The sequence below is a fragment of the Pedomonas sp. V897 genome, assembly GCF_051304405.1.
In the GTDB taxonomy this organism is placed as follows: Bacteria; Pseudomonadota; Alphaproteobacteria; order Sphingomonadales; family Sphingomonadaceae; genus Pedomonas.
This window is the reverse complement of sequence record NZ_JBPPGG010000001.1, coordinates 1102458-1125085: the sequence shown is the minus strand read 5'-3', so window position 1 is coordinate 1125085 and position 22628 is coordinate 1102458. Positions and strand designations below refer to the sequence as shown.

The 22628-nt window shown below is 67.9% G+C and carries 21 protein-coding genes; 13 read left to right on the top strand and 8 right to left on the bottom strand.

The window, feature by feature from the left end; translation table 11 throughout:
• Window positions 1-243: 243 nt before the first annotated feature.
• Entirely contained in the window at window positions 244-1653 is a 1410-nt protein-coding gene (locus ACSJJU_RS05335; protein WP_435914180.1) for an NAD(P)H-dependent flavin oxidoreductase, read from the top strand.
• Between the two features lie 392 nt (window positions 1654-2045).
• On the opposite strand, the gene ACSJJU_RS05330 is transcribed toward ACSJJU_RS05335, so the two are convergent.
• A complete protein-coding gene (locus tag ACSJJU_RS05330; RefSeq protein ID WP_435914179.1) occupies window positions 2046-2600 on the bottom strand; it encodes a universal stress protein in 555 nt (184 codons plus the stop codon).
• A gap of 150 nt (window positions 2601-2750) precedes the next feature.
• Here ACSJJU_RS05330 and ACSJJU_RS05325 point away from each other — a divergent pair, with 150 nt between their 5' ends.
• Both ACSJJU_RS05325 and ACSJJU_RS05320 read left to right on the top strand, forming a co-directional pair.
• Window positions 2751-4580, top strand: a complete 1830-nt coding sequence (locus ACSJJU_RS05325; protein ID WP_435914389.1) for a copper resistance system multicopper oxidase — start codon at window positions 2751-2753, stop codon at window positions 4578-4580.
• Window positions 4580-5509: a copper resistance protein B gene (locus ACSJJU_RS05320; RefSeq protein ID WP_435914178.1), complete on the top strand. Its 930-nt coding sequence runs from the start codon at window positions 4580-4582 to the stop codon at window positions 5507-5509. Before ACSJJU_RS05325 ends, ACSJJU_RS05320 begins: the two co-directional genes overlap by 1 nt.
• 72 nt (window positions 5510-5581) lie before the next feature.
• Here the strand turns inward: ACSJJU_RS05320 and ACSJJU_RS05315 are convergent, their stop codons facing one another.
• The 5 genes from ACSJJU_RS05315 to secB all read right to left on the bottom strand — a co-directional run bounded on the left by ACSJJU_RS05315 (window position 5582) and on the right by secB (window position 10914).
• Entirely contained in the window at window positions 5582-6628 is a 1047-nt protein-coding gene (locus ACSJJU_RS05315; RefSeq protein ID WP_435914177.1) for a hypothetical protein, read from the bottom strand.
• A gap of 115 nt (window positions 6629-6743) precedes the next feature.
• A complete protein-coding gene (locus tag ACSJJU_RS05310) occupies window positions 6744-7382 on the bottom strand; it encodes a DUF4136 domain-containing protein (RefSeq protein ID WP_435914176.1) in 639 nt (212 codons plus the stop codon).
• Between the two features lie 289 nt (window positions 7383-7671).
• Window positions 7672-8673, bottom strand: coding sequence for a tryptophan--tRNA ligase (gene trpS / locus ACSJJU_RS05305; RefSeq protein WP_435914175.1), 1002 nt, complete (start codon window positions 8671-8673; stop codon window positions 7672-7674).
• 92 nt (window positions 8674-8765) lie between these two features.
• On the bottom strand, window positions 8766-10352 hold the full coding sequence (gene murJ, locus ACSJJU_RS05300) for a murein biosynthesis integral membrane protein MurJ (protein ID WP_435914174.1): 1587 nt from the start codon (window positions 10350-10352) through the stop codon (window positions 8766-8768).
• Between the two features lie 46 nt (window positions 10353-10398).
• On the bottom strand, window positions 10399-10914 hold the full coding sequence (gene secB / locus ACSJJU_RS05295) for a protein-export chaperone SecB (protein WP_435914173.1): 516 nt from the start codon (window positions 10912-10914) through the stop codon (window positions 10399-10401).
• 318 nt (window positions 10915-11232) lie between these two features.
• Here secB and ACSJJU_RS05290 point away from each other — a divergent pair, with 318 nt between their 5' ends.
• The 3 genes from ACSJJU_RS05290 to ACSJJU_RS05280 are packed head-to-tail and all read left to right on the top strand — an operon-like array spanning window position 11233 to window position 13863.
• Window positions 11233-11904, top strand: coding sequence for a Tim44/TimA family putative adaptor protein (locus tag ACSJJU_RS05290; RefSeq protein ID WP_435914172.1), 672 nt, complete (start codon window positions 11233-11235; stop codon window positions 11902-11904).
• A 4-nt stretch (window positions 11905-11908) separates the two neighbouring features.
• A complete protein-coding gene (gene mltA, locus ACSJJU_RS05285; protein ID WP_435914171.1) occupies window positions 11909-13243 on the top strand; it encodes a murein transglycosylase A in 1335 nt (444 codons plus the stop codon).
• Entirely contained in the window at window positions 13240-13863 is a 624-nt protein-coding gene (locus ACSJJU_RS05280; RefSeq protein WP_435914170.1) for a Smr/MutS family protein, read from the top strand. Before mltA ends, ACSJJU_RS05280 begins: the two co-directional genes overlap by 4 nt.
• A 1194-nt stretch (window positions 13864-15057) precedes the next feature.
• On the opposite strand, the gene hslU is transcribed toward ACSJJU_RS05280, so the two are convergent.
• On the bottom strand, window positions 15058-16359 hold the full coding sequence (hslU, locus tag ACSJJU_RS05275; RefSeq protein ID WP_435914387.1) for an ATP-dependent protease ATPase subunit HslU: 1302 nt from the start codon (window positions 16357-16359) through the stop codon (window positions 15058-15060).
• A gap of 77 nt (window positions 16360-16436) precedes the next feature.
• Entirely contained in the window at window positions 16437-16997 is a 561-nt protein-coding gene (gene hslV, locus ACSJJU_RS05270) for an ATP-dependent protease subunit HslV (protein WP_435914168.1), read from the bottom strand.
• A 265-nt stretch (window positions 16998-17262) separates the two neighbouring features.
• Here hslV and hisB point away from each other — a divergent pair, with 265 nt between their 5' ends.
• The 7 genes from hisB to ACSJJU_RS05235 all read left to right on the top strand — a co-directional run bounded on the left by hisB (window position 17263) and on the right by ACSJJU_RS05235 (window position 22392).
• A complete protein-coding gene (hisB, locus tag ACSJJU_RS05265; protein ID WP_435914167.1) occupies window positions 17263-17862 on the top strand; it encodes an imidazoleglycerol-phosphate dehydratase HisB in 600 nt (199 codons plus the stop codon).
• A 24-nt stretch (window positions 17863-17886) separates the two neighbouring features.
• The gene (gene hisH / locus ACSJJU_RS05260; RefSeq protein ID WP_435914166.1) at window positions 17887-18543 is read left to right on the top strand and encodes an imidazole glycerol phosphate synthase subunit HisH; all 657 of its coding nucleotides are present in this window, start codon (window positions 17887-17889) and stop codon (window positions 18541-18543) included.
• Entirely contained in the window at window positions 18540-19292 is a 753-nt protein-coding gene (gene hisA / locus ACSJJU_RS05255; protein WP_435914165.1) for a 1-(5-phosphoribosyl)-5-[(5-phosphoribosylamino)methylideneamino]imidazole-4-carboxamide isomerase, read from the top strand. The genes hisH and hisA overlap by 4 nt, the downstream gene beginning before the upstream one ends.
• A gap of 3 nt (window positions 19293-19295) precedes the next feature.
• Window positions 19296-20057 (top strand): imidazole glycerol phosphate synthase subunit HisF, encoded by a 762-nt coding sequence (gene hisF, locus ACSJJU_RS05250; protein ID WP_435914164.1) that lies wholly within the window; start codon window positions 19296-19298, stop codon window positions 20055-20057.
• Window positions 20054-20380: a phosphoribosyl-ATP diphosphatase gene (locus ACSJJU_RS05245; protein WP_435914162.1), complete on the top strand. Its 327-nt coding sequence runs from the start codon at window positions 20054-20056 to the stop codon at window positions 20378-20380. The genes hisF and ACSJJU_RS05245 overlap by 4 nt, the downstream gene beginning before the upstream one ends.
• Window positions 20381-20384: 4 nt before the next feature.
• Window positions 20385-20771 carry a histidine triad nucleotide-binding protein gene (locus ACSJJU_RS05240; RefSeq protein WP_435914161.1) on the top strand — a complete coding sequence of 129 codons (387 nt, stop codon included), beginning with the start codon at window positions 20385-20387 and terminating at the stop codon, window positions 20769-20771.
• Window positions 20772-20988: 217 nt separating this feature from the next.
• Window positions 20989-22392, top strand: a complete 1404-nt coding sequence (locus ACSJJU_RS05235; protein WP_435914386.1) for an amino acid permease — start codon at window positions 20989-20991, stop codon at window positions 22390-22392.
• The last annotated feature ends 236 nt before the right edge of the window (window positions 22393-22628 follow it).

The window sequence follows — 22628 nt, the reverse complement described above, 5'->3', positions numbered from 1 at the left end:
AGGCTGGTCCCGGACACGCAGGGAACTAAATCCTCGGGGTGGTCGTTTGCTGCCACGCCCCGTTCCGGGCCCAAACGCCGGATGCGCGCAAAATGCGCGGGAAGTCGTGACACCAGCGACCAATTCGTGCGTAAACTGGGCATTGGTAGGTTGCGTGCCCCGCTTCGGCGGCTTGCCACTCGCCTTTATCTCCCGAACCCTGTATGGCAGACACTTTGGAAAGTACCGGAAAGGCGAAAGCCCATGTTCAAATCGCTCAATGCCGTTCGGATCGGTGGACGTGAAGTCCTGCCGCTCATCGAAGGCGGCAAGGGCATCAATGCCACCAACCACATGTCCTCTGGCGCCTGGGCGCTGGCCGGTGGCATCGGCACCGTATCGGCGGTCAACGCCGACTCCTATGATGAAAACGGCAACGCCATCCCCCAGATCTACCACGGCCGCACCCGCCGCGAACGCCATGAGGAGCTGATTCGCTACGCCATCGAGGGCGGCGTGGAGCAGGTGCGCCGCGCCTGGGAAATCGCCTCCGGCAAGGGCGCCATCAACATCAACATCCTGTGGGAAATGGGCGGCGCGCAGCGCGTGCTCGAAGGCGTGCTGGAGCGCACCAAAGGGCTGGTCAACGGCGTCACCTGCGGCGCCGGCATGCCCTACCGGCTTTCCGAAATCGCCGCACAGCACGGCGTGCACTACTACCCTATCGTCTCCTCGGCCCGCGCCTTCCGCGCGCTGTGGAAGCGCGCCTATCACAAGGCGGCCGAATGGCTGGGCGCGGTGGTCTATGAAGACCCCTGGCGGGCGGGCGGCCACAACGGCCTCTCCAACGCCGAAGACCCGCTGAAGCCGGAAGATCCCTATCCGCGCGTCAAGGCCATCCGCGACGTGATGCGCCAGGAAGGCATCTCGGACGACGTGCCCATCGTCATGGCGGGCGGCGTCTGGAACCTGGAAGAGTGGGAACACTGGATCGACAACAAGGAACTGGGGGCCATCGCCTTCCAGTTCGGCACCCGGCCGCTCGTCACCAAGGAAAGCCCGATCCCCGAGCAGTGGAAGCAGCGCCTCCTCACCCTGGAGGAAGGCGACGTGCTGCTGCACCGCTTCTCGCCGACCGGCTTCTACTCCTCGGCGGTGCGCAACCCGTTCCTGCGCGAGCTGGAATCCCGCTCCGAACGGCAGATTCCCTACACCACCGAGGAAGTGGGCGAGCACACCTTCCTGCTCGACGTGGGCAATCTGCCGCGCGGCCAGAAGGCCTTCGTGACCCAGGGCGACCTGTTCCGCGCCCGCGAATGGGTGGCGCTGGGCTTCACCGAAGCGCTGAAGACGCCGGACTCCACGCTGGTGTTCGTCACGCCCGAACGCAAGGCGCAGATCCGCAAGGACCAGTCGGACTGCATGGGCTGCCTGTCGCACTGCTCCTTCTCCTCGTGGGCGGACAACGAGAAGAACTCGACCGGCTACCTGGCCGACCCGCGCTCCTTCTGCATCCAGAAAACGCTTCAGGCCATCGGCCACGGCGAGGACGTGGAGCAGAACCTCATGTTCGCGGGCCACAACGCCTTCCGCTTCAAGAAGGACCCGTTCTACTCCAACGGTTTCATCCCCACGGTGAAGCAACTCATCGAGCGCATCGTCTCCGGCAAGTAAGCCGAACCCGCGCTCCACAAACAGAAAAGCCCGGCACCCCGCCGGGCTTTTTTGTTTTTCCGGGGTCTTACCGAGAGGGTTCCTCTTGCCGGAGGGGCGCAGACCCTCCCGTTTGCGGAGGCAAACAAATGGATAAAGCAGGAGGGTCGCAGACCCTCCCGTTTGCGGAGACAAACAAATGGATAAAGCAGGAGGGTCGCAGACCCTCCTGCACCTCCCATTCATTTATCGGGACGTGCGCGGCAGAAAGGGCGCGGCCCAGTTCTCTTTCGTCGGGGTTCCCACCGTGCGACCCATATCAGAAGGCGCACCGGAAACGCGGCCCGGCAAACGACGGGAGGTGCAGGAGGGACCGAGTCCCTCCTGCAAAAGATCCTTGAACCCCAACCGGATCAGTCAATCTGCGCGATGGCGTCGGTGGCTTCGGGCGAGAGGCTGCCGGGCACGATGGTGACGGGGCACGGCAGGGAACCGGAGATCTGGCCGGAGAAGAAGCTCACCAGCGGGCCGGGGTCTCCCTTGGCGGAGGAGGCGAGGATGAGGCGCACCACGTCCGGGTCGTCGCGGATGATGGAGAGCACCTGTTCGGCCGCCTTGCCGCGCCGGATTTCCAGCTGGGGCGGAGAGCCGCAGATGTTCGCCACGTCCACCGCGAAGGCCTCCAGCAGGGCTTCGGCCTGCTCGCGGGCTTCCTGCTCCATGACGTTCTGGACGCCGCCCCACTGCACGAAGTCCAGCGGCGGCAGCACGTAGAGGATGACGACCCGGCCGCCCGGGGTGTGGCGGGCGCGTCCGGCCGCATAGCGCAAGGCGACCCGGCATTCCGGCGTCTGGTCGACAACCACAACATATTTGCGGGTGCGCCCGCCATTGTTGCCGCTGCCGCTGCCCGGACGGCCCCCTTCGGGAGGAGCGCCGGATGGCGGAGGATTGGACTGTTCAGCCATGGCTCAACTTTGCCATTGGCGGGGGCCGCCCGCAAGCGGCGCTTGCGCGGGGCAGCGGGGAGCATGTCCCATGGACGGCCTTGACCTTCACATGGTGTCAACTCGTAGACTGGCGGCGCTTCCTTCCAGTTGCCGAGCAAGGACCGGATGATGACCCTCTCTATCGAGCGCCGGACGTTGTTGCGGGCGGGCGCGCTGGGCCTGGCGGGCCTCGGCCTTTCGTCCCTGCTGCCGGCCTGGGCGCGCAGCGGCTCCGCCGGTCTCGCGCCCGCGGGGACAGCCCTCTCCGGCGAGGACATTCACCTGCGCATCGGCGCGAGCCATTTCACCGTGGGCGGCCGCACCGGCCATGCGGTGACGGTGAACGGCGTGCTGCCCGCCCCGCTCATTCGCCTGCGGGAGGGGCAGATCGTCCGCCTCCACGTGCGGAATGACCTGGCGGACGAGGACACCTCCATCCACTGGCACGGGCTGATCCTGCCGTTCCACATGGACGGCGTGCCGGGCATCAGCTTCCCCGGCATCGCGCCCGGGGCCACCTTCACCTACGAGTTCCCGGTCCGCCAGAACGGCACCTACTGGTACCACAGCCACTCCGGCCTTCAGGAGCAGCAGGGCCACTATGGCCCGCTCGTCATCGACCCGGCGGAGCCCGACCCGGTGGCCTGTGACCGGGAGCACGTGATCGTGCTCTCCGACTGGACGTACCTGCACCCGCACCGGATCGTCGAGAAGGTGAAACAGCAGGGAGGCTACTTCAACCGCCAGCGCCAGACCGTGCTGGGCCTGCTGGCGGGCGGCGACCCCGAGGAGCGCATGACGCCGATGGAGCGCCTCGCCTGGGGCCGGATGCGGATGGACCCCACCGACATCGCGGACGTGACCGGGAGCCTCTACACCTACCTCATCAACGGCCACGGGCCGGGCGAGAACTGGACCGGCCTGTTCACGCCCGGCGAGCGGGTGCGGCTGCGCATCATCAACGCCTCGGCCATGACCATCTTCAACGTGCGGATTCCCGGCCTGCCGATGACGGTGGTGCAGGCGGACGGGCAGAACGTGAAGCCGGTGGAGACGGACGAGTTCCAGATTTCCGTCGCCGAGACCTATGACGTGATCGTCACCCCCGCAGAGGCGAAGGCCTACACGCTGGTGGCCGAGTCCATCGACCGCTCGGGGCTGGGCCGGGCGACGCTGGCGCCAAGGCCGGGGATGGAAGCCCCGGTGCCGCCCTTGCGCCCCCGCCCCACCCTTTCCATGCGCGACATGGGCATGGGCGGGATGGAGGAGCACGGCGGGGAGCACGGTGGGAGCCACGGCGGAGGCCACGCCATGCGGGACACCTCCCGGCTGCCGGAGACGGTGAAGGCGGGCGTGGGTGTGGACATGGTCTCCCCCATGCCGGTGGACCGCACGGCGGACCGCCCGCTGGGGCTGGAGAACGCGCCGCACCGGGTGCTGACCTACCACCACCTCTCGCCGCTGGTGCCCTTCCCCGACAGGCGGCCGCCCGCGCGGCGCATCGACATCCACCTGACCGGCAACATGGAGCGGTTCATGTGGTCGTTCGACGGGCAGAAGCTGAACGAGGGGCTGGAGCCGATCCGGCTGGCGCGGGGCGAGCGGGTGCGGGTGCGCCTCATCAACAACAGCATGATGAACCACCCCATCCACCTGCACGGCCACTTCTTCGAGGTGGTGACGGGAATGCCGGGCGGGAACCCGGTCAAGCACACGGTGAACGTGATGCCCGGCGGCATCGCCAGCTTCGACCTGACGGCGGACGCGCCGGGCGACTGGGCGTTCCACTGCCACCTGCTCTACCACATGCACGCCGGGATGATGAACGTGGTGAAGATCCGCCCGCTGGACGACGCCGCCGCGCCACCGCCGCCGCAGAACCATCAGGGCCACGGCGAGGATCACGGCGGCGGGGATCACGGCGGGCACCACGCCCACCATGGCGGAGGAGAGCCGTGATGATCCGCCGCGCCCTCCTTGCCGCCTGCGCGCTGGCGGCGCTGACCGCGCCGGTTGCGGCCCGTCAGGCTGACCCCCATGCCGGGCACCATGGCGGCGGCCACCCCGCCGCCCCGGCCGACCCCCACGCCGGGCATTCCATGCCCGCGCGCGGCGCGCTGCCGCCGCTCGCGCCCCCGCCGCCCGAGGCGCTGACCGGGCCGGAGCACGCCGCCGACACCGTGTGGGACCCGGCGGCGATGGCGCGGGCACGCAAGGCCGGGCTCATCGACATGCACGGGCGGTTCCGGGGCGCCATGGTGATGGCGGACCGGCTGGAAGCCCGGGTCCGCGACGGCCACGACGGCTATGTGTGGGACGCGCAGGGCTGGTGGGGCGGCGACTACGACAAGCTGTGGCTCAAGACCGAAGGCCACGGCGCGTTCGGCGACGCGCTGGAGCGCGCCGAATTCCAGGCGCTGTGGAGCCATGCGGTCGCGCCGTTCTTCGATCTGCAGACGGGCGTGCGCTACGACATCCGCCCCCACTCCGGCCGCACCGGGCCGGACCGCGCCCACGCGGTGCTGGGCGTGCAGGGCCTTGCCCCCTACTGGTTCGAGGTGGACGCGGCGCTGTTCCTCTCGGAGAAGGGCGACCTGACCGCCCGGCTTGAGGCGGAGCACGACATGCGCCTCACCAACCGCCTGATCCTCCAGCCGCGCGCGGAAGTGGACCTGGCGGCGCAGGACGTGCCCGAACTGGGCATCGGCGCGGGCCTGTCCGCGCTCGAAGCCGGGGTGCGCCTGCGCTACGAGGTCGTGCCGGAGTTCGCCCCGTATGTGGGCGTGGAATACCAGCGCCTGTTCGGCGACACCCGCGACCTTGCCCGCGCCCGCGATGAAGACACGGGCGGATGGGCGCTGGTGCTGGGCGTGAGGGCGTGGTTCTGACAGCCGCAAGGGTGCGGGGGACCGCGCGCCCTCCGCATGCCCGCGCGTTCTTCCCGTGTTGGACTGCTCCGGCTACCGGCGCGGCGTCGCGGCGGGCGGCACCGGGGCGCGCCGCAGCTCGGCGGCGAGCGCCCGCAACTGCTCCTCGGTGCGCTGGAGGGCGAAGCCCTGCTCCATCAGGTGGTTCTTGATGAGGAAGCTGCCCGGCCTGCCGGCGGTGACCACCAGCGGGTTCAGATCCACCACCTGCTCCAGGCTGCGGGCCATGGACGCCCAGCGGGCCGCAAGCTGGCGCTGGCGGATGAGGGGGCCGAAATCCTCGCGCAGGCCGTTGAGGATGAGGGACGTGACGTAGGCCTGCCCCCGCACGGCATAGAAGATTTCGTCGTTGCCCAGGCGCTTGCCGTCGCCGCCGGCCGCGCCACCTTCCAGATGCAGCGCCAGCCTGTCCCCGGCCTCGCCCAGCGCCCGAGCCAGATCGTCCAGCAGCACGGACAGCGTCGCCGCGTCCCGGGTCAGGAGCGTGCCGTCCTTCGCCACGCGGGCGTTGTAGGCGCGGATCGCGTCCACGGCGTCGTCATAGGTGGAGGCGGAGGTGGCGCGGAGCCACGGCCAACCCGGCCCGATCCACCAGCGGTCCGGGCGGACTTCCAGCGCCTCGTTCGCCTTCAGGAGATCAGGATCCTGCGGCTGCCGGGCCAGCAGCGCGGCGGTGAAGCGCAGCGCGCCCATGCGGATTCCGCTCTGCCAGGCGGGCATGTTGTCCGCCAGCGCCGACGGATAGAACCAGGGATCATCCGGCACCCAGCCGTGCTCGTTCACCTCGCGGTCGAGAATGGCGCTGGCCATGGCCACGGCGACGCTGCCGCCGGGGGGAAGATCCGCCGCCGAGGGGCGGAAGGCCAGATTGTCGTCGATGGTGGAGGCGAGAATGCCGCCAAGGCCGAAGTAGAGCAGCAGGAACCCCGCCACCAGCGCCGCCGCGAACCCGGCGCGGGAGCGGCTGAGCAGCGCCAGCGTCGCCCGGACGGGATGGGTGCGAAAGGAGAGAGCAACCGGAGCCTGGGCGTCAGGGGCGGCACCCTGCCGGAGGGCCGTGGAATGAACCCACCGTCTCATCCCGTCCATCCAGCCCAGCATTGCTCCCCCTTGCTGTTGCGAATGCGGTTTGGCCGATCACCCTGAAAGGAAACGCACTTGCTCCGCCATCAGGGTGATCGAACCAGATTAAAATTTACTTGCTCGGCAGGTCGATCTTCACCTGCTTGGTGACGCCCGAGGTTCCCGGGAAATCGGTAAACATGGCCTGAACCAGATAGGGCATCACTTCGGGCAGGCGATTGTCCTTGCCCACCGACACCACGCGGCCCTCGAACAGCGGCACCGTATTCCCGCCCTCGGCGCCCGGGCGCACGATGTCCATGGTCATGCTCCGGGTGTAGACGGTGTAGGAATAGATCTCGGGCTCGGTGAACGGACCGCCCCAGAAGGGATCATAGGCGCCCCAACCCCAGGGGTAGAACACCCGGCGATGCCAGCTGTAGTAGTAGGGAGCAATCGAGGTGCCGGGCCGGGTGGCGATCTTCTCCTGACCGGGGGAGACGGCATAGTCCACCCGCACCTCCAGCGTGGCGGAGCCCGCATCCTGCGCGCGGGTGTAGCCCTGCTTCACCATCTCGGCCGCGACGTATTCGGCGTAGGTGGCGAACTCCAGGCTGTCCTGCTTCTTCGGATCCATCGCCACAACGCGGAAGGATTCGCCCTGCGGCGCGGGCATCCGGTGGAACCGGGCCACGTCCGTTTTGATCTGGCTGGCACAGGCCGCCAGGAACAGCAGCATCACGCCAGCAACAACCTTACCGATATGGGGCATAAACCTTACTCCCAAGGCCCATCTCGCATTTCAGGCGCGTTCGTTTCGGGGCTTCCCGCAATCCACGGTAAGGAGCAGGGGGTGAACCCCGTCTGAACAAGCGCAAACCACTGCGGTGATGGCGCTCGGGCCATATCCCGGTCGTCGTCCGCAGCGCACGAAAGGTATTGTGCCCCTCCCGCCGATCAAGCGCAAAGGGATTGTTTTAGAAGAACAATATTTTAAGCCGAACAGAGGCGCAGACGCGCCCGGCTTGAGCCAGGCGCGGCCGTTGCCCCCCTGCTACGCCTTACGGACGCAGGAAACCAACCGTATCGTAGACCTTGTCCAGCACCGGGCGGGCGATGGCGTCCGCCTTCTCCGCGCCCTCGCGCAGCACCGAGTCCACATAGGCCGGGTCGGCCAGCAGCTCCCGGAAGCGGGTGGCGATGGGGGCGAGGCGGGAGACGGTCAGCTCCGCCAGCGCGGGCTTGAACACGCCGAAGCCCTTGCCCGCGAACTCGGCCAGCACCGCCTGGGGCGTGGTCTCGGCCAGCGCGGCGTAGATGCCCACCAGATTCTGCGCCTCGGGGCGGCCTTCCAGCCCCTCGACGGATTCCGGCAGCACCTCGGGGTCGGTCTTGGCCTTCTTGATCTTGCTGACGATGTCGTCCGCCGTGTCGGTGAGGTTGATGCGGCTCATGTCCGAGGGGTCGGACTTGCTCATCTTCTTGGTGCCGTCGCGCAGGCTCATGACGCGCGTCGCCGGGCCGGTGATGACCGGCTCGGGCAGCACGAACAGCTCGGTCTCGTAGTCGTTGTTGAACTTCTGCGCGATGTCGCGGGCCAGCTCGATGTGCTGCTTCTGGTCCTCGCCCACCGGCACGTGGGTGGCGAGGTAGACGAGAATGTCCGCCGCCTGGAGCACGGGGTAGACGTAGAGGCCGACGCTCGCGCCCTCGCGGTCCTTGCCCGCCTTCTCCTTGAACTGGGTCATGCGGTTGAGCCAGCCGATGCGCGCGACGCAGTTCAGCACCCAGCACAGCTCGGCATGGGCCCGGACCGCGCTCTGGTTGAACAGCACCGCCTTCGCCGGATCAACGCCCGCCGCCAGGATCGCCGCCGCCATCTCGCGGGTCTGGGCCCGCAGCTCGGCCGGGTTCTGGCGCACGGTAATGGCGTGCAGGTCGACCACGGAGAAGATGCACGGGGCTTCGTCCTGCCAGCGCACCCAGTTCCGAATCGCTCCCAGATAGTTGCCGAGATGCAGATTGCCGGTGGGCTGGATGCCGGAGAACACGCGCTTGGTCATGGCTTTCGTTCCTGTCGCCTGCCGCCCGGCCGCCTTCCGGCCCGAACGGCGCACTTCAACCGTGCCGGGTCATAGCACTCAGGGCGGTGCGGTCAATCGCCCGCGCGCCGCAGACGGGCTCGCAATTCGCCGAGGGGCAACGCGCCGAACAGGGCAGCGGCGGCAAAATAGACCACCCCGCCCGCCGCCACCGCCGCCGCCACCGCCGCCACCCGCTCGGGCGCGGTGCCGTCGAAGCGCAGCGGGGAGAGGCGAAGGAGCGCCGCCAGCGCCGCCGCCATCACGGCGGAGGCCGCCGCCGCGCCCAGCGTGCGCCGCAGGAAGCGGCGATCGAAGCGGAACGCGCCCTGGCGGCGCAGCACGGCATAGAGCAGCGCGCCGTTGGCCCAGGCGGAGGCGGCCGTCGCCCAGGCGAGCGCCGCCACCTGGAAGCGGTCGATGAGCAGGAGGATCGCCGCGACGTTCAGCACCATGGCGGCAAGCGCCGTCTTGACCGGCGTTGCCGTGTCTCCGCGCGCGAAAAAGCCGGGGGTGAGCACCTTGACGAGCACATAGGCGGGCAAGCCCGCCGCCAGCCCGGCGAGCACGGCGGCGGTCCAGGCGGCGTCCTCCGCCCCGAAGCGCCCGCCCAGATAGAAGGCGGTGGCCAGCGGCCCGCTCATCACCATCAGCGCCGCCATGGCGGGCAGCGCGAGGAACAGCGCCACCTCCGCCGCCCGGTTCTGGAGGCTGGCCGCCTTCACCGCATCTCCTTCGGCGACATGGCGGGAGAGCGCGGGCAGCAGCGCCGTGCCGAGCGCGATGCCGACAACGCCCAGCGGCAACTGGTTCAGCCGGTCGGCATAGCTGAGGTAGCTGAGGGCGCCCTGCGGCAGGTGGCTGGCAAAGACGATGTCGATGAGCTGGCCCAGCTGGTAGATGCCCGCGCCCACCGCCGCCGGCACCACCGTGCGCCCGAACTGGCGCACCCGGGGGCCGAAGCGGGGCCGCCGGAGGCGCAGCCGGATTCCGGCGCGGCGGCAGGCCCACAGCAGCCACAGGAATTGCAGCAGCCCGGCGAGGGAGACGGCCCAGGCCAGCGCGGTGGCGGTGAGGATCTCGGCCCCGGCGCTTCCCTCCCCGGCGCCTCCCTCCCCGGATGTCGCCGCCATGGCGAGGAGCAGCGCCACGTTGAGCAGCACCGGTGCGGCGGCGGCGGCGGCGAAGCGGCTGAGGCTGTTGAGGACGCCGCCCAGCAGCGCGGTCAGCGCAATGAAGAACAGGTAGGGGAAGGCAAGGCGCGACAGCGTGACCGCCAGCTCGAACTTGCCCGGCACCTCCCGGAAGCCGCCGCCGCCGTTGAGCAGCCAGACAAGGCCGGGCATGGCCGCCTCGGCCAGCGCCGTCACCAGCAGCATGAGCGGCAGGAGGAGGGAGAAAATCTCCTCGGCGAAGCGCCGGGCGGCGTCCAGCCCGCCGTCCGCCTTCTCCCGGTTGAACAGGGGCACGAAGGCGGCGGAGAGCGCGCCTTCCGCGAACAGGCGGCGGAAGATGTTGGGCAGGCGGAAGGCCAGGTTGAAGGCGTCCGCCGCGAGGCCCGCCCCGAGCAGGCGCGCCATCACCATCTCGCGCGCAAAGCCGAGAAGCCGGCTGACCAGTGTCAGCCCCCCGATAAGACTGGCGGCCCGGATCAGGGTCATTGGCCCCGGTCCGAACCGCCCGTTTCAGCCACGATCACGCCCGACGTCAGGCGTTGCCGGCCACATCGCCCGACGTGAGGTCGGCGCCCGGGCCCTGCTGCTGACGCTGCTGCAGGTAGAGGGCGGCAAAGTCGATGGGATCGAGCAGCAGCGGCGGGAAGCCGCCGTCGCGGGTGCTGTCGGCGATGATGCGGCGCGCGAACGGGAAGAGCATGCGCGGCGCTTCTACCAGCAGGAACGGCTCCAGCGCCTCCTCCGGCACGTTCTTCAGCGCGAACAGGCCCGAGTAGAGCAGCTCGACCTGGAACGCCTTCTGGGCCTCCTGACGGGCAATCGCCTCGATGCGCAGGTCCACCTCGTAGGCGTCCTCGCCCATGCGGCGCACGCCCACGTTCACGTTGACCTCGATGCGCGGCTGGGTCGCGGCGGCATTCTGCAGCGAGTGCGGCGCGTTCGGATTCTCGAAGGAGAGATCCTTCACATACTGGGCAATGATGCCAACCTGCGGGGCAGCGTCGGCGCCCGTGGTGGCCTCGGCGGTGTCTTGCTGATTCTCGGCCATGGATAACCTTTTCTTGTCTGTGCTTTATCGAATCGTGCCAGTCCAGCCCCCGGCGTTAGCATGGCCCGCCGAAGGGAAGCAAGTGCGCCACCCCTCTGCCCGCCGCAGAGAACGAATGCCACCGCCAAAGCGCTCCGCCCGCAGCCTGAAGCCGGAAAATGCGCTTCCCCGTGCCGGGAATGCGCCAAGCACGGCTTGCAGCGTCGCCGGAAACGCCTAACTGAAAGTTTGTGTAAAGATGGACCGTCCGTTGCGCCGTTGCTATGGTATCAATTGGTGGGATGAGCGTTTTAGCGAGTGGAAACCGGGCCGGATCGAATGTCTGACAGCACGCAAATCATCGAGATCGTCTTCCTGGCAATGCTGGCCGGGTTCGTGGCACTGCGGCTGGTCAGCGTGCTGGGCCGCCGCACAGGCAACGAAAAGCCGGCAACCGATGGCGTTGCGGGCTCGGATGCCTCCGGCCGCAACGGCGAGGCCGGCGGCCAGGGCGATACGCGCGGCACCGTGCTGCACCTGCCCTCCGACGTCTCGCCCCAGACCCGCGAGGGGCTGCAACAGATCGCCGAGGCCGACGGCCAGTTCGATGCCCGCAACTTCATGGAAGGGGCGCGCTCGGCCTACCGCATGATCCTCGAGGCCTTCTGGAACGACGACCTCGACTCGGTGAAGCCGTTCATCGCCGACCACGTGCTCGACCAGTTCCGCCGCGCCATCGACGCCCGCAAGGCCGAGGGGCTGACGCTCGACAACCGCCTCATCAGCATCGACCGCGCCGCGCTGGTGGAAGCCACCCTCTCCGGCGCCATGGCGGAAGTGACGGTGCGCTTCGACGCAACGCTCGCCGCCGTGACCCGGGACCGGGACGGCAAGGTGATCGCCGGCTCGGAAACCGACGCGGTCAAGACCCACGACATATGGACCTTCAGCCGCCATACCCGCTCGCCGGACCCCAACTGGCTGTTGACCGCAACCGATACGGCTGCCTGACCCCATGACATCGAAAGCGTATTGGACGGCGATTGCCGTCTCGGTGAGCCTGTCTGTTCTCGCAGCCTGCACCCCGACCCCGAAACAACCGGTCACCCCGGCGCCCGAGCCTGCACCGGCCCCCGCGCCCACGCCCGCGCCCGCGCCGGTTCAGCCCAAGCCCGGCGAGCCCGCGCCCGAAGCGCTGAGCGCGGCCGAGCTGCCGCGCAGCCGGGGCCCGGAAGTCGCCCGGCTGCCCGGCTGGCAGCAGGCCGACCCGCTGCCGGCGCTGATCGCCTTCCGCAAGTCGTGCCGCGCGCTGGAGAAGCGCCAGGACATCTCCGGCCTCACCCAGCCGGGCGACTGGAGCGCGGCCTGCGCCGCCGCCCGCACCACGCCCGACACCAGCGCCGAGGCCCGCCGCTTCTTCGAAACCCAGTTTGCCACCCTCCAGGTGGGGGACGGCACCGGCCTCAACACCGGCTACTACGAGCCGGAACTGGCGGGGTCGCGCACGTGGTCGGTTGAGTATTCCGTGCCGCTCTACAAGCGCCCGCCCGAGCTGGTGGACGTGGACCTGGGCGCGTTCCGCGTCTCCCTGCGCGGCCAGCGCATCGCGGGCCGGGTGGAGTCGAGCCGCCTCGTCCCCTACTACGACCGGGGCCAGATCGAGGACGGCGCCCTCAAGAACCGCGGCCTCGAAGTGGCATGGGTCAAGGACCCCTACGAAGCGTTCTTCCTCCACATCCAGGGATCGGGCCGCATCAGGCTGCCGGACGGCTCCATCATGCGGGTGGGCTACGACGGCCAGAACGGCCACCAGTACGTGGGCATGGGCCGCCGCCTGCTCGACCTGGGCCTGCTCCAGCCGGGTCAGGCCACCATGCAGGGCATCATCCAGTGGGCGCGGGCCAACCCGGCGAAGGCACGGGAGATCATGCGCGAGAACCGCTCCTTCGTGTTCTTCCGCGAGCTGACCGGCGACGGCCCGCTCGGCGCCATGGGCGTCGCCCTGACGCCGGAGACCTCCGTCGCCGCCGACCCGCGCTTCATCCCGCTCGGCACGCCGCTGTGGCTGCAATCCGCCTACCCCAACCCGCAGAACCACCAGCAGCAGCTGCCGATCGCCAAGCTGATGGTGGCGCAGGACACGGGCGGCGCCATCAAGGGTGCAAACCGGCTGGACCTGTTCTGGGGCGCGGGCGAGCGCGCCGCGCTCATCGCCGGCGGCCTCTCCTGGCGCGGCATCACCACCCTGCTGCTGCCCAAACCGGCGGTGGAGCGGGCACTCGCCACCCCGCCGCGCCCGATCGCCTCGGCTCCGGCTGCGGCCCCGGCCCGGAACGCCGCCGCGTCATGACCCGCCGCCTGCGCCCGGACGAAAAGGCGGCGTGGGAGGCCTTGACGGCGCAGGTCGGCAAACAGGACAAAGCCCCGCGCAAGCCCCGCGAACTGCGCCCGGAGGAAGCGGCGCTGTGGGAACAGGTGGCCGCGCAGGTGCGCCCGCTCGGCAACCGGCCCAGCGCCCCCGCCCTGCCGCGCGTGCGCCCGCCCAAGGGGCCGCGCGCCGAGCCGGTGATGCCCGCCGTCGCCCGCCACCTCGCCGACGTCTCGGTCACCGAGGCCACGCTCGACGCCGTGTGGGACCGCAAGATCCGCACCGGCGAAGTGCTGCCCGACCTTGTCGTCGACCTGCACGGCTACACCCGCGAAGCCGCCTACAAACTGCTGGAACGCCGCCTCCGCCAGGCCTGGGAACGCCGCGCCCGGGTGGTGCTGATCGTCACCGGCAAGGGCCGCTCCACCACCCCCTGGCCCGAGACCCCGCGCGGCATCCTCAAGGAAGAACTGCCCCGCTGGCTCGACGAGCCGGGCCTGCGCCCCTACGTCTCCGCCCTGCGCCCGGCCCATCAGCGCCACGGCGGCATGGGCGCGTTCTACGCCATCCTGCGCCGGGTGCGCGGCGACCGGGGGGAGTAGGGAGGGAGCCAAAACAGGAGGCTATCAGGAGCTGCTCTGCGTTAAGGCCAGCAGATGAAGGAGCATCACCATTTCTCTGCGTGGTGTCTAAATTGTCTTGTGACGTCAACAACGCAGCCCCGAGAAACTGCCCGTATCATGATTTTAAATGACGTTCATACACCTGATTGAGGCGAAAAGTGCTTCAATCTTGATCATTACTCATGACATACAACACCCACTCCCGCCTTATCATTCAAGCTTTGATTGGGTGGTATAAAACCCAGGATATCATCTGTTGGACGACATCACCGTTGACGAGGAATTCGACATGACGCTATAGTCGAAGTATTCTATATTAATACTTCTATATTCCTCATGTTTTTAATCAATCCATTAACGAATGATGTCATATTCGACACAGTTCCAGCATTAAAAAGAAAAGACCTAAACACCGAAGAAGGTCACATTCACCTGCTTCTTGGACAACACACTGGCCCAAACAGAGGTTACGGTGCTGTTCATATATGGGCAGAGCATCAAAAAGAGTTGACCCAGAAAGGTTGGACAACCCTCGAGGAGGTGCCTCGTTTCGTTGCCCACGTGCTCCAACCAAAGGTGAATTTACATTTTGAGGGCGGAAATTACAGAAAGACAAGAATAAACACAATTCGCCTAGGCGCAGGCAATTGTATTTTAGAATATTACCTTACCCCAAATCCACACTGGAGAGTTGTCACTGCCTATGTCGGCCGATCAGGAAAAGGCATTCTGGTTGGTACTTTAAAATAAAAGCCGCCCTTGGGCGGCTTTTATTGCGGCGTGTTAGCAGCGTTTCCTTAGCTTTAAGGGTCGGAAACCACCCGAAGTGTCACACGCACAGGTCCCTGGCCAACCTGCCATCCGACACGGTTGAGCCAATATGCCAGATGACGCTCAACCGATATGCTCTTTATGGCACTAATGGTGTAACCGATTCTACAGAAGAGAGTCAACTGCAAGTTGACGGATACTCAAGTTTCGTATGGGCGTATGAGCTAAGATTACTGGAAGCTGGAGAAGATAAAATTCCGATTTAATTCACACCAACCATCACGCCAATCTCACTTACTTGCAACTCAACATACCCCCGTGCCTCACGCGGCCCTTTCAATGAAAGGGAGGTGCAGGAGGGGCAAGCCCCTCCTGCGATGAAAGGCGAAGCCGGCAAGCGCCCTACAGGATGAACCGGCTGAGGTCGGTGTTCTTGGCGAGGCCGGAGAGCTGGCGCTCGACGTAGGCGCCGTCGATGGTGATGGTCTCGCCGGGCTTTTCGGTCGCCTCGAAGCTGATGTCCTCCAGCAGGCGTTCCATGACCGTCTGGAGGCGGCGGGCGCCGATGTTCTCCACCGTTTCGTTCACCTCGTAGGCGATGCGGGCGATGGCGTCGATGCCGTCGTCGGTGAAGTCGAGCGTCACCTGTTCTGTGGCCAGCAGCTCGCGGTACTGACGGATGAGCGAGTTGGTGGGCTCGGTGAGGATGCGGCGGAAGTCGTCCTTGGTCAGCCCCTTCAGCTCGACGCGGATGGGCAGGCGGCCCTGGAGTTCGGGCAGCAGGTCCGACGGCTTGGCCACGTGGAACGCGCCGCTGGCGATGAACAGGATGTGGTCCGTCTTCACCGGGCCGTACTTGGTGGCGATGGTGGTGCCCTCGATCAGCGGCAACAGGTCGCGCTGCACGCCCTCGCGGGAGACCGAGCCGCCCTGCACGTTGGAGACGGCGATCTTGTCCACCTCGTCGAGGAAGACGATGCCGTTCTGCTCGGTGGCGCGGATGGCCTCGCGGGTGATTTCCTCCTGGTCCAGCCGCTTGTCCGATTCCTCGGCCACCAGCACGTCCCACGCCTGATCGACCGTCATCTTGCGCCGCTTGGTGCGCGGGCCCAGCGCCTTGCCCAGCATGTCGCCGATGTTGATCATGCCGACGGAGGCCCCGGGCACGCCGGGGATGTCGAAGGTGGGCATGCCGCCGGTATCGACCACCTCGATCTCCACTTCCTTGTCGCCGAGCTGGCCGTTGCGGCCCATCTCGCGGAAGCGCTCGCGGGTGGCGCTGGAGGCGTCCTTGCCGACAAGGGCGTCGAGCAGCCGCTCCTCGGCGGCCTTCTCGGCGGCCTCGCGCACCCCGGCCCGGCGGGTTTCCTTGACGAGGCGGATGGCCTCCTCCACCAGATCGCGCACGATCGAGTCCACATCGCGGCCCACGTAGCCCACCTCGGTGAACTTGGTGGCCTCGATCTTGAGGAACGGCGCGTTGGCCAGCTTGGCGAGACGGCGGCTGATCTCGGTCTTGCCGCAGCCGGTCGGCCCGATCATCAGGATGTTCTTGGGAGAAACCTCGTCACGCAGCTCGGCGGGCAGCTGCTGACGCCGCCAGCGGTTGCGCAGGGCGATGGCCACCGCCTTCTTCGCCTCCTGCTGGCCGATGATATAGCGGTCCAGCTCGGCGACGATCTGCCTCGGCGTCAGCTCCGCCATGGCGCGCGCCTCCGCCGACCCCGCCATGGCGCTGCCGTTGCTCCCGGGTTGGGCCGGATTCTGGGACTCGTACATGACTAGCCTTCAATCTTTTCAATGGTCAGGTTGTTGTTGGTGTAGACGCAGATATCCGCCGCAATGGCCATGGCCTTGCGGACGATGGCCTCGGCGTCCATGTCCGTATCGATGAGGGCGCGGGCGGCGGCCAGCGCATAGTTGCCGCCGGAGCCGATGCCGATGATGTTGTCCGAGGGCTCCAGCACGTCGCCGTTGCCGGTGATGACCAGGCTCACGCTCTTGTCCGCCACCGCCATCATCGCCTCCAGGCGGCGCAGGTAGCGGTCGGTGCGCCAGTCCTTCGCCAGCTCGACGGCGGCGCGGGTCAGCTGACCGGGGAAGCGCTCCAGCTTCTGCTCCAGCCGCTCGAACAGGGTGAAGGCGTCTGCCGTCGCGCCCGCGAACCCGGCGATCACCGAGCCGTCGCCGATGCGGCGCACCTTGCGCGCGTTGCTCTTGATGACCGTCTGCCCGAGCGACACCTGCCCGTCGCCGGCGATCACCACCGTGTTCCCCTTGCGCACGGCCAGAATCGTGGTTCCGTGCCACTGCGACGCATCAAACGGACTGGGCTGGGACAAGACAAACTCCTTGAATGGCTTCGAACAACGAATGACGGCGAACAACCGGGACCAGTTGCGAAACGCCCCAACAGGCCGCTCAGTCCGCGATATGGGAACTGCATCCGGGCCTGAAAAGGGCTGCGTCCCGGCAAGCCTGACCGCCGCGGCGGCAGGGGCGGCAACGCCGGTGCGCGCCCGATACATAGAGCGGAGAAACAGGACCGCCAAAAGATTTGGAGTCTCGCCCGGGAGCGGTTATAGCCGCGCACAAGGGAGCAAGGCCATGCGGACAGCAACACTCGAGCGCAAGACGAACGAAACCCAGATCAAGGTGACGGTGAACCTGGATGGCACCGGCCACTATCAGGTCTCTACCGGAATCGGTTTCCTCGACCACATGCTGGAGCAGCTCTCCCGCCACTCGCTCATCGACCTGACGGTGGAGGCCAACGGCGACACCCACATCGATTTCCACCACACGGTGGAGGACACGGGCATCGCCATCGGCCAGGCCGTGGCCAGGGCGCTGGGCGACCTCAAGGGCATCACCCGCTACGGCGACGCGCTCATCCCCATGGACGAGACGCTGACCCGGGTGGCGCTGGACATCTCCGGCCGCCCCTATCTGGTGTGGAAGGTGGAGTTCACCCGCGACAAGCTCGGCGAATTCGACACCGAGCTGTTCCGCGAGTGGTTCCAGGCGTTCGCGTTCGCGGCGGGCATCACGCTGCACGTGGAAAACCTCTACGGCGTCAACAACCACCACATCATCGAGAGCAGCTACAAGGCGCTGGCGCGGGCGCTGCGCACGGCCGTTACCATCGACCCGCGCAAGGCGGACAGCGTACCCTCCACCAAGGGCACGCTGGGCGGCACTCTGTAACCCCGGAGCAGGAGTAGCGGGCGCGTGGCCGAAACCCTCGTTCTCATCGATTACGGCTCCGGCAACCTGCGCTCCGCCGCCAAGGCGTTCGAGCGCGCCGCGGGCGACCTGGGGCTGGACACCCGGGTGACTGTCTCCGGCGCGCCGGAGGACATCGCGGCCGCGGACCGCATCGTGCTGCCGGGCGTGGGCGCCTACGGCCAGTGCTCGGCGGCCCTGCGCGCCGTGCCGGGCCTGGTGGAGGCGCTGGAGCAGGCCGTGCTGACGCGCGGCCGCCCGTTCTTCGGCATCTGCGTCGGCATGCAGCTGCTGGCGAGCCGGGGGCTGGAGCACGGCGAACACCGGGGCCTCGGCTGGATTCCGGGCGACGTGGAGCCGCTCGCGCCCGCCGACCCGGCCCTCAAGATTCCGCACATGGGCTGGAACACGGTGACCCTCACCGAGGAGGGCCGCCGTCACCCGGTGTTCGGCAAGCTGCCGGACGGGGGCTATGCCTATTTCGTGCACAGCTATCACTTCCGCGCCGCGGACGACGCCCACGTGCTCGGCCGCACCGACTATGGCGGACCCGTGACGGCGCTGGTGAGCCGGGACACCATCATCGGCACCCAGTTCCATCCTGAAAAGAGCCAGGGCTACGGCCTTGGCCTCCTGCGTGCCTTTCTGGAGTGGCGTCCATGAGCGTATCGAACTTCCGCATCTTCCCCGCCATCGACCTCAAGGGCGGCCAGGTCGTCCGCCTGCGCGAGGGGCTGATGGACCAGGCGACCGTGTTCGCCGACGACCCCGCCCTGCCCGCCGCCGACTTCGCCCGGGCCGGGGCCGAGTGGCTGCACATCGTCGATCTGGACGGCGCGTTCGCGGGCCACGCGGTCAACGCGCAGGCGGTTGAGGCCATCCTGCGTGCCTTCCCGGGCAAGACCCAGGTGGGCGGCGGCATCCGCGACATGGCGGGCATCGAGCGCTGGCTGGGGCTGGGCGTCGAGCGCGTTGTCATCGGCACCGCCGCGCTCAAGAACCCGGCGCTGGTGAAGGACGCCGCCGGCCGCTACCCGGGCCGCATCGTGGTGGCGGTGGACGCCCGCGACGGCATGGTGGCGACCGACGGCTGGGCCGCCGTCTCGGACGTCTCCATCGCCGAGCTGGCCCACCGCTTCGAGGACGCGGGCGTTGCCGCCGTGCTGTTCACCGACGTGGGCCGGGACGGCCTGCTCAAGGGCGTGAACCTGGAGGCGACGGTGCAGCTCGCCGAGGCCACGTCCCTGCCCGTCATCGCCTCGGGCGGCGTGGCGGGCATCGAGGACATCGAGGCGCTGATCGCGGCGGCCGGCACCGTGAAGGGCCGGATCGAGGGCGTCATCACCGGCCGGGCGATCTATGACGGCCGCCTCCGGCTGGAAGAGGCCCTCGAACGGGCGAAGGCGGCGTAGGCCATGCTGACCAAGCGCATCATCCCCTGCCTCGACGTGAAGGACGGCCGCGTCGTCAAGGGCGTGCAGTTCGTCGACCTCATCGACGCGGGCGATCCCGTCGAGCAGGCCAAGGTCTACGACGCCGCCGGCGCGGACGAGCTGTGCTTCCTCGACATCACCGCCTCCGCCGAAAACCGGGGCACGCTCCTCGACGTGGTGGCCCGCACGGCGGAAGCCTGCTTCATGCCGCTGACCGTGGGCGGCGGCGTGCGCACCGCCGAGGACGTGCGCCGCCTGCTGCTGGCGGGCGCGGACAAGGTTTCGCTCAACACCGCCGCCGTCAACCGGCCGGAGGTGGTGAAGGAGCTGGCCGAGCAGTTCGGCAGCCAGTGCATCGTGGTGGCGGTGGACGCCAAGCGCGTCGGCGACCACTGGGAGATCTTCACCCACGGCGGCCGGAAGGAAACCGGCATCGACGCCGTGGCCTTCGCCAGACAGGTGGCCTCGCTGGGTGCCGGCGAGATCCTCCTGACCAGCATGGACCGGGACGGCACCCGCAGCGGCTTCGACAATGCGCTGGTGCGCGCCGTCTCCAGCGCCGTGCCGGTGCCGGTCATCGCCTCGGGCGGGGTCGGCACGCTCGACCACCTGGCCGATGGCGTGCTGGAGGGCGGGGCCGATGCCGTGCTCGCCGCCTCCATCTTCCACTTCGGCACCTACACCATCGCCGAGGCCAAGGCGCACATGGCCTCCCGCGGCATTCCGGTGAGACTGACCCCATGACACAGACGCCCGACTTCCTCGCCGAGCTTTACGCCACCGCGCTGTCCCGCAAGGGAGCGGACCCGGACAGCAGCTACGTGGCCAGGCTCTACGCCAGAGGCCGGGCCAAGATCGCGCAGAAGGTGGGCGAGGAAGGGCTGGAGACGGCCCTCGCCGCCGTCGGGCAGGACCGCGCGGCGGTGATCGCCGAGTCCGCCGACCTGCTGTTCCACCTTGCCGTGCTGTGGGCCGACTGCGGCATCGACCCCGCCGACGTGGCGGCGGAGCTGGAGCGGCGCAAGGGCACGTCGGGACTTGTCGAGAAAGCCAACCGAAAGGAGTGAGGCCATGGCCGTTGACGCGCGTTCGACCTACGATCCCAACAACGTCTTCGCCAAGATCCTGCGCGGCGAGATCCCCTGCAAGAAGGTCTACGAGGACACGTTCGCCCTCGCCTTCCACGACATCAACCCGCAAGCCCCGACCCACGTGCTGGTGATCCCCAAGGGCGAATACGTCTCCATGGCGGACTTCACCGCCAACGCCCCGGACGCGCTGGTGGCCGGGTTCTTCCGCGCCGTCGGCAAGGTGGCCGAGGAACTGGGCCTGGTGGAGGGCGGCTACCGCATCCTCGCCAACGCCGGCGTCAACGCGCACCAGGAAGTGCCGCACCTGCACGTGCACATCTTCGCGGGCGCGCCGCTCGGCCCCATGCTCGCCCGCAAGATCGGCTGAGCGCACGCCGGCAGGCGCTGCAACAGGCGCCCCGGCGGCCCCACCCGACAGCCCCACCGCGACATTCCGAACCGGAAAAATGGCGGAGTTCCGCCAGCTTTTCGGTCGAACCGAGCCGTCGTTGAAATTTTATGACTTTACGGGGCGGCTCACCTCGCTAGCTTGGGCGACACGAAACCCACAAAGTCAACACGCCCTCAAGGGGGAGGAGACGAACATCATGAACTGGCGGGTCAAACCGCTTGAGCAGATCATCGAGGGTGCGGGCCGCAAGAGCCTGCATCGGTCGCTCGGCGCATTCCAGCTTACCATGCTCGGCATCGGGGCCATCATCGGCACCGGTATCTTCGTGCTGACGGCCGTCGGCGCGGAACGCGCCGGGCCGGGTCTGATGCTGTCCTTCATCATCGCGGGCACGGTGTGCGGCTTCGCCGCCCTCGCCTACTCCGAACTGGCCGCCATGGTGCCGGTGGCCGGCAGCGCCTACACCTACTCCTACGCCGTGCTCGGCGAGATCGTCGCCTGGCTGGTGGGGTGGTGCCTCATACTCGAATACGCCGTGGCCGCCGCCGCCGTGGCCGTCGGGTGGTCGGGCTATGCGGTGGGCTTCCTCAATTCCGTCGGGATGGGCCTGCCCCACGTCCTCACCGTCGGCCCGCACGCCGGCGGCATCATCAACCTGCCCGCCGTGTTCATCACCGTGGTGGTGAGCGCCCTCCTCATCATCGGCACCCGCGAGAGCGCCTTCGTCAACGCCGTGCTGGTGGCGCTCAAGATCGTCGCGCTGGTGGCCTTCATCGTGCTTGCCGGTCCGCACATCGAACCGGCCAACTTCCAGCCGTTCATGCCGCTCGGCTTCTCCGGCGTGATGGCCGCCGCCGCCCTGATCTTCTTCGCCTACGTGGGCTTCGATGCCGTCTCCACCGCCGCCGAGGAAACCAAGGACCCCAACCGCAACGTGCCCATCGGCCTCATCGGCTCGCTGGTGGTGTGCACCCTGTTCTACGTGCTGGTCACCGCCGGCGCCGTGGGCGCCATGCCCTGGCAGCAGCTGATCGGCAACGCCGAGCCGCTCGCCCACGTGATGCGCGTGCTGGGCTACAACAGCGCCGCCCAGCTGATCGGCGCCGCCGCGATCATCGCCATGCCCACCGTCATCCTGATGATGCTGTTCGGCCAGACCCGCATCTTCTTCGTGATGGCCCGCGACCGCATGCTGCCGGACTTCTTCGCCCAGGTGCACCCGCGCTTCAAGACGCCGCACATCGTCACCATGATGACCTGCGTGTTCGTCTCGGCCGTGGCCGGCTTCTTCCGCGTGGACGAAATCGCCGAACTGTCCAACACCGGCACCCTGTTCGCCTTCATCTGCGTGTCCATCGGCGTCGTCGTGCTGCGCTACACCCAGCCCGAACGCCACCGGCCGTTCCACTGCCCGGCCGTCTGGGTCGTCGGCCCGGCATCGGTGATCGGCTGCCTCTACCTGTTCATCAGCCTGCCGCTGCACACCATCGAGCGCTTCTTCATCTGGGTCGCCATCGGCGCCGTGGTCTACGCCCTCTACGGCTACCGCCGCAGCCCGCTGCGCGACGGCGCCTCGGCAAGCGAACCCGCCGCCTGACGCGCTGCCACCCAAGGGCAAACAGAAAAGGCCGGTGTGGCAACACACCGGCCTTCTTCGTTTCAGGGAATTTTGTTGTTCAGGGAATTTTCTTGCAGGGGGTCTGTAACCCCCTGCACCCCCTTTCGTTTTTCGGGCCGCGCATCAGGCGCTCGCCCGGGAAACGCGGCCCGATCATGCTCTTTTGAAACGGACGTGGTTCCAGCGTGCGCTGGAGACGCCTTCTGAAAAACGCA

What these genes read in the sequence shown, in the direction of transcription:
- ACSJJU_RS05335 (WP_435914180.1), top strand. Translation starts at nt 244, where the DNA reads ATGTTCAAATCGCTCAATGCCGTTCGGATCGGTGGACGTGAAGTCCTG.
- ACSJJU_RS05330 (WP_435914179.1), bottom strand. Translation starts at nt 2,600, where the DNA reads ATGGCTGAACAGTCCAATCCTCCGCCATCCGGCGCTCCTCCCGAAGGG.
- ACSJJU_RS05325 (WP_435914389.1), top strand. Translation starts at nt 2,751, where the DNA reads ATGACCCTCTCTATCGAGCGCCGGACGTTGTTGCGGGCGGGCGCGCTG.
- ACSJJU_RS05320 (WP_435914178.1), top strand. Translation starts at nt 4,580, where the DNA reads ATGATCCGCCGCGCCCTCCTTGCCGCCTGCGCGCTGGCGGCGCTGACC.
- ACSJJU_RS05315 (WP_435914177.1), bottom strand. Translation starts at nt 6,628, where the DNA reads ATGAGACGGTGGGTTCATTCCACGGCCCTCCGGCAGGGTGCCGCCCCT.
- ACSJJU_RS05310 (WP_435914176.1), bottom strand. Translation starts at nt 7,382, where the DNA reads ATGCCCCATATCGGTAAGGTTGTTGCTGGCGTGATGCTGCTGTTCCTG.
- trpS (WP_435914175.1), bottom strand. Translation starts at nt 8,673, where the DNA reads ATGACCAAGCGCGTGTTCTCCGGCATCCAGCCCACCGGCAATCTGCAT.
- murJ (WP_435914174.1), bottom strand. Translation starts at nt 10,352, where the DNA reads ATGACCCTGATCCGGGCCGCCAGTCTTATCGGGGGGCTGACACTGGTC.
- secB (WP_435914173.1), bottom strand. Translation starts at nt 10,914, where the DNA reads ATGGCCGAGAATCAGCAAGACACCGCCGAGGCCACCACGGGCGCCGAC.
- ACSJJU_RS05290 (WP_435914172.1), top strand. Translation starts at nt 11,233, where the DNA reads ATGTCTGACAGCACGCAAATCATCGAGATCGTCTTCCTGGCAATGCTG.
- mltA (WP_435914171.1), top strand. Translation starts at nt 11,909, where the DNA reads ATGACATCGAAAGCGTATTGGACGGCGATTGCCGTCTCGGTGAGCCTG.
- ACSJJU_RS05280 (WP_435914170.1), top strand. Translation starts at nt 13,240, where the DNA reads ATGACCCGCCGCCTGCGCCCGGACGAAAAGGCGGCGTGGGAGGCCTTG.
- hslU (WP_435914387.1), bottom strand. Translation starts at nt 16,359, where the DNA reads ATGGCGGAGCTGACGCCGAGGCAGATCGTCGCCGAGCTGGACCGCTAT.
- hisB (WP_435914167.1), top strand. Translation starts at nt 17,263, where the DNA reads ATGCGGACAGCAACACTCGAGCGCAAGACGAACGAAACCCAGATCAAG.
- hisA (WP_435914165.1), top strand. Translation starts at nt 18,540, where the DNA reads ATGAGCGTATCGAACTTCCGCATCTTCCCCGCCATCGACCTCAAGGGC.
- hisF (WP_435914164.1), top strand. Translation starts at nt 19,296, where the DNA reads ATGCTGACCAAGCGCATCATCCCCTGCCTCGACGTGAAGGACGGCCGC.
- ACSJJU_RS05245 (WP_435914162.1), top strand. Translation starts at nt 20,054, where the DNA reads ATGACACAGACGCCCGACTTCCTCGCCGAGCTTTACGCCACCGCGCTG.
- ACSJJU_RS05240 (WP_435914161.1), top strand. Translation starts at nt 20,385, where the DNA reads ATGGCCGTTGACGCGCGTTCGACCTACGATCCCAACAACGTCTTCGCC.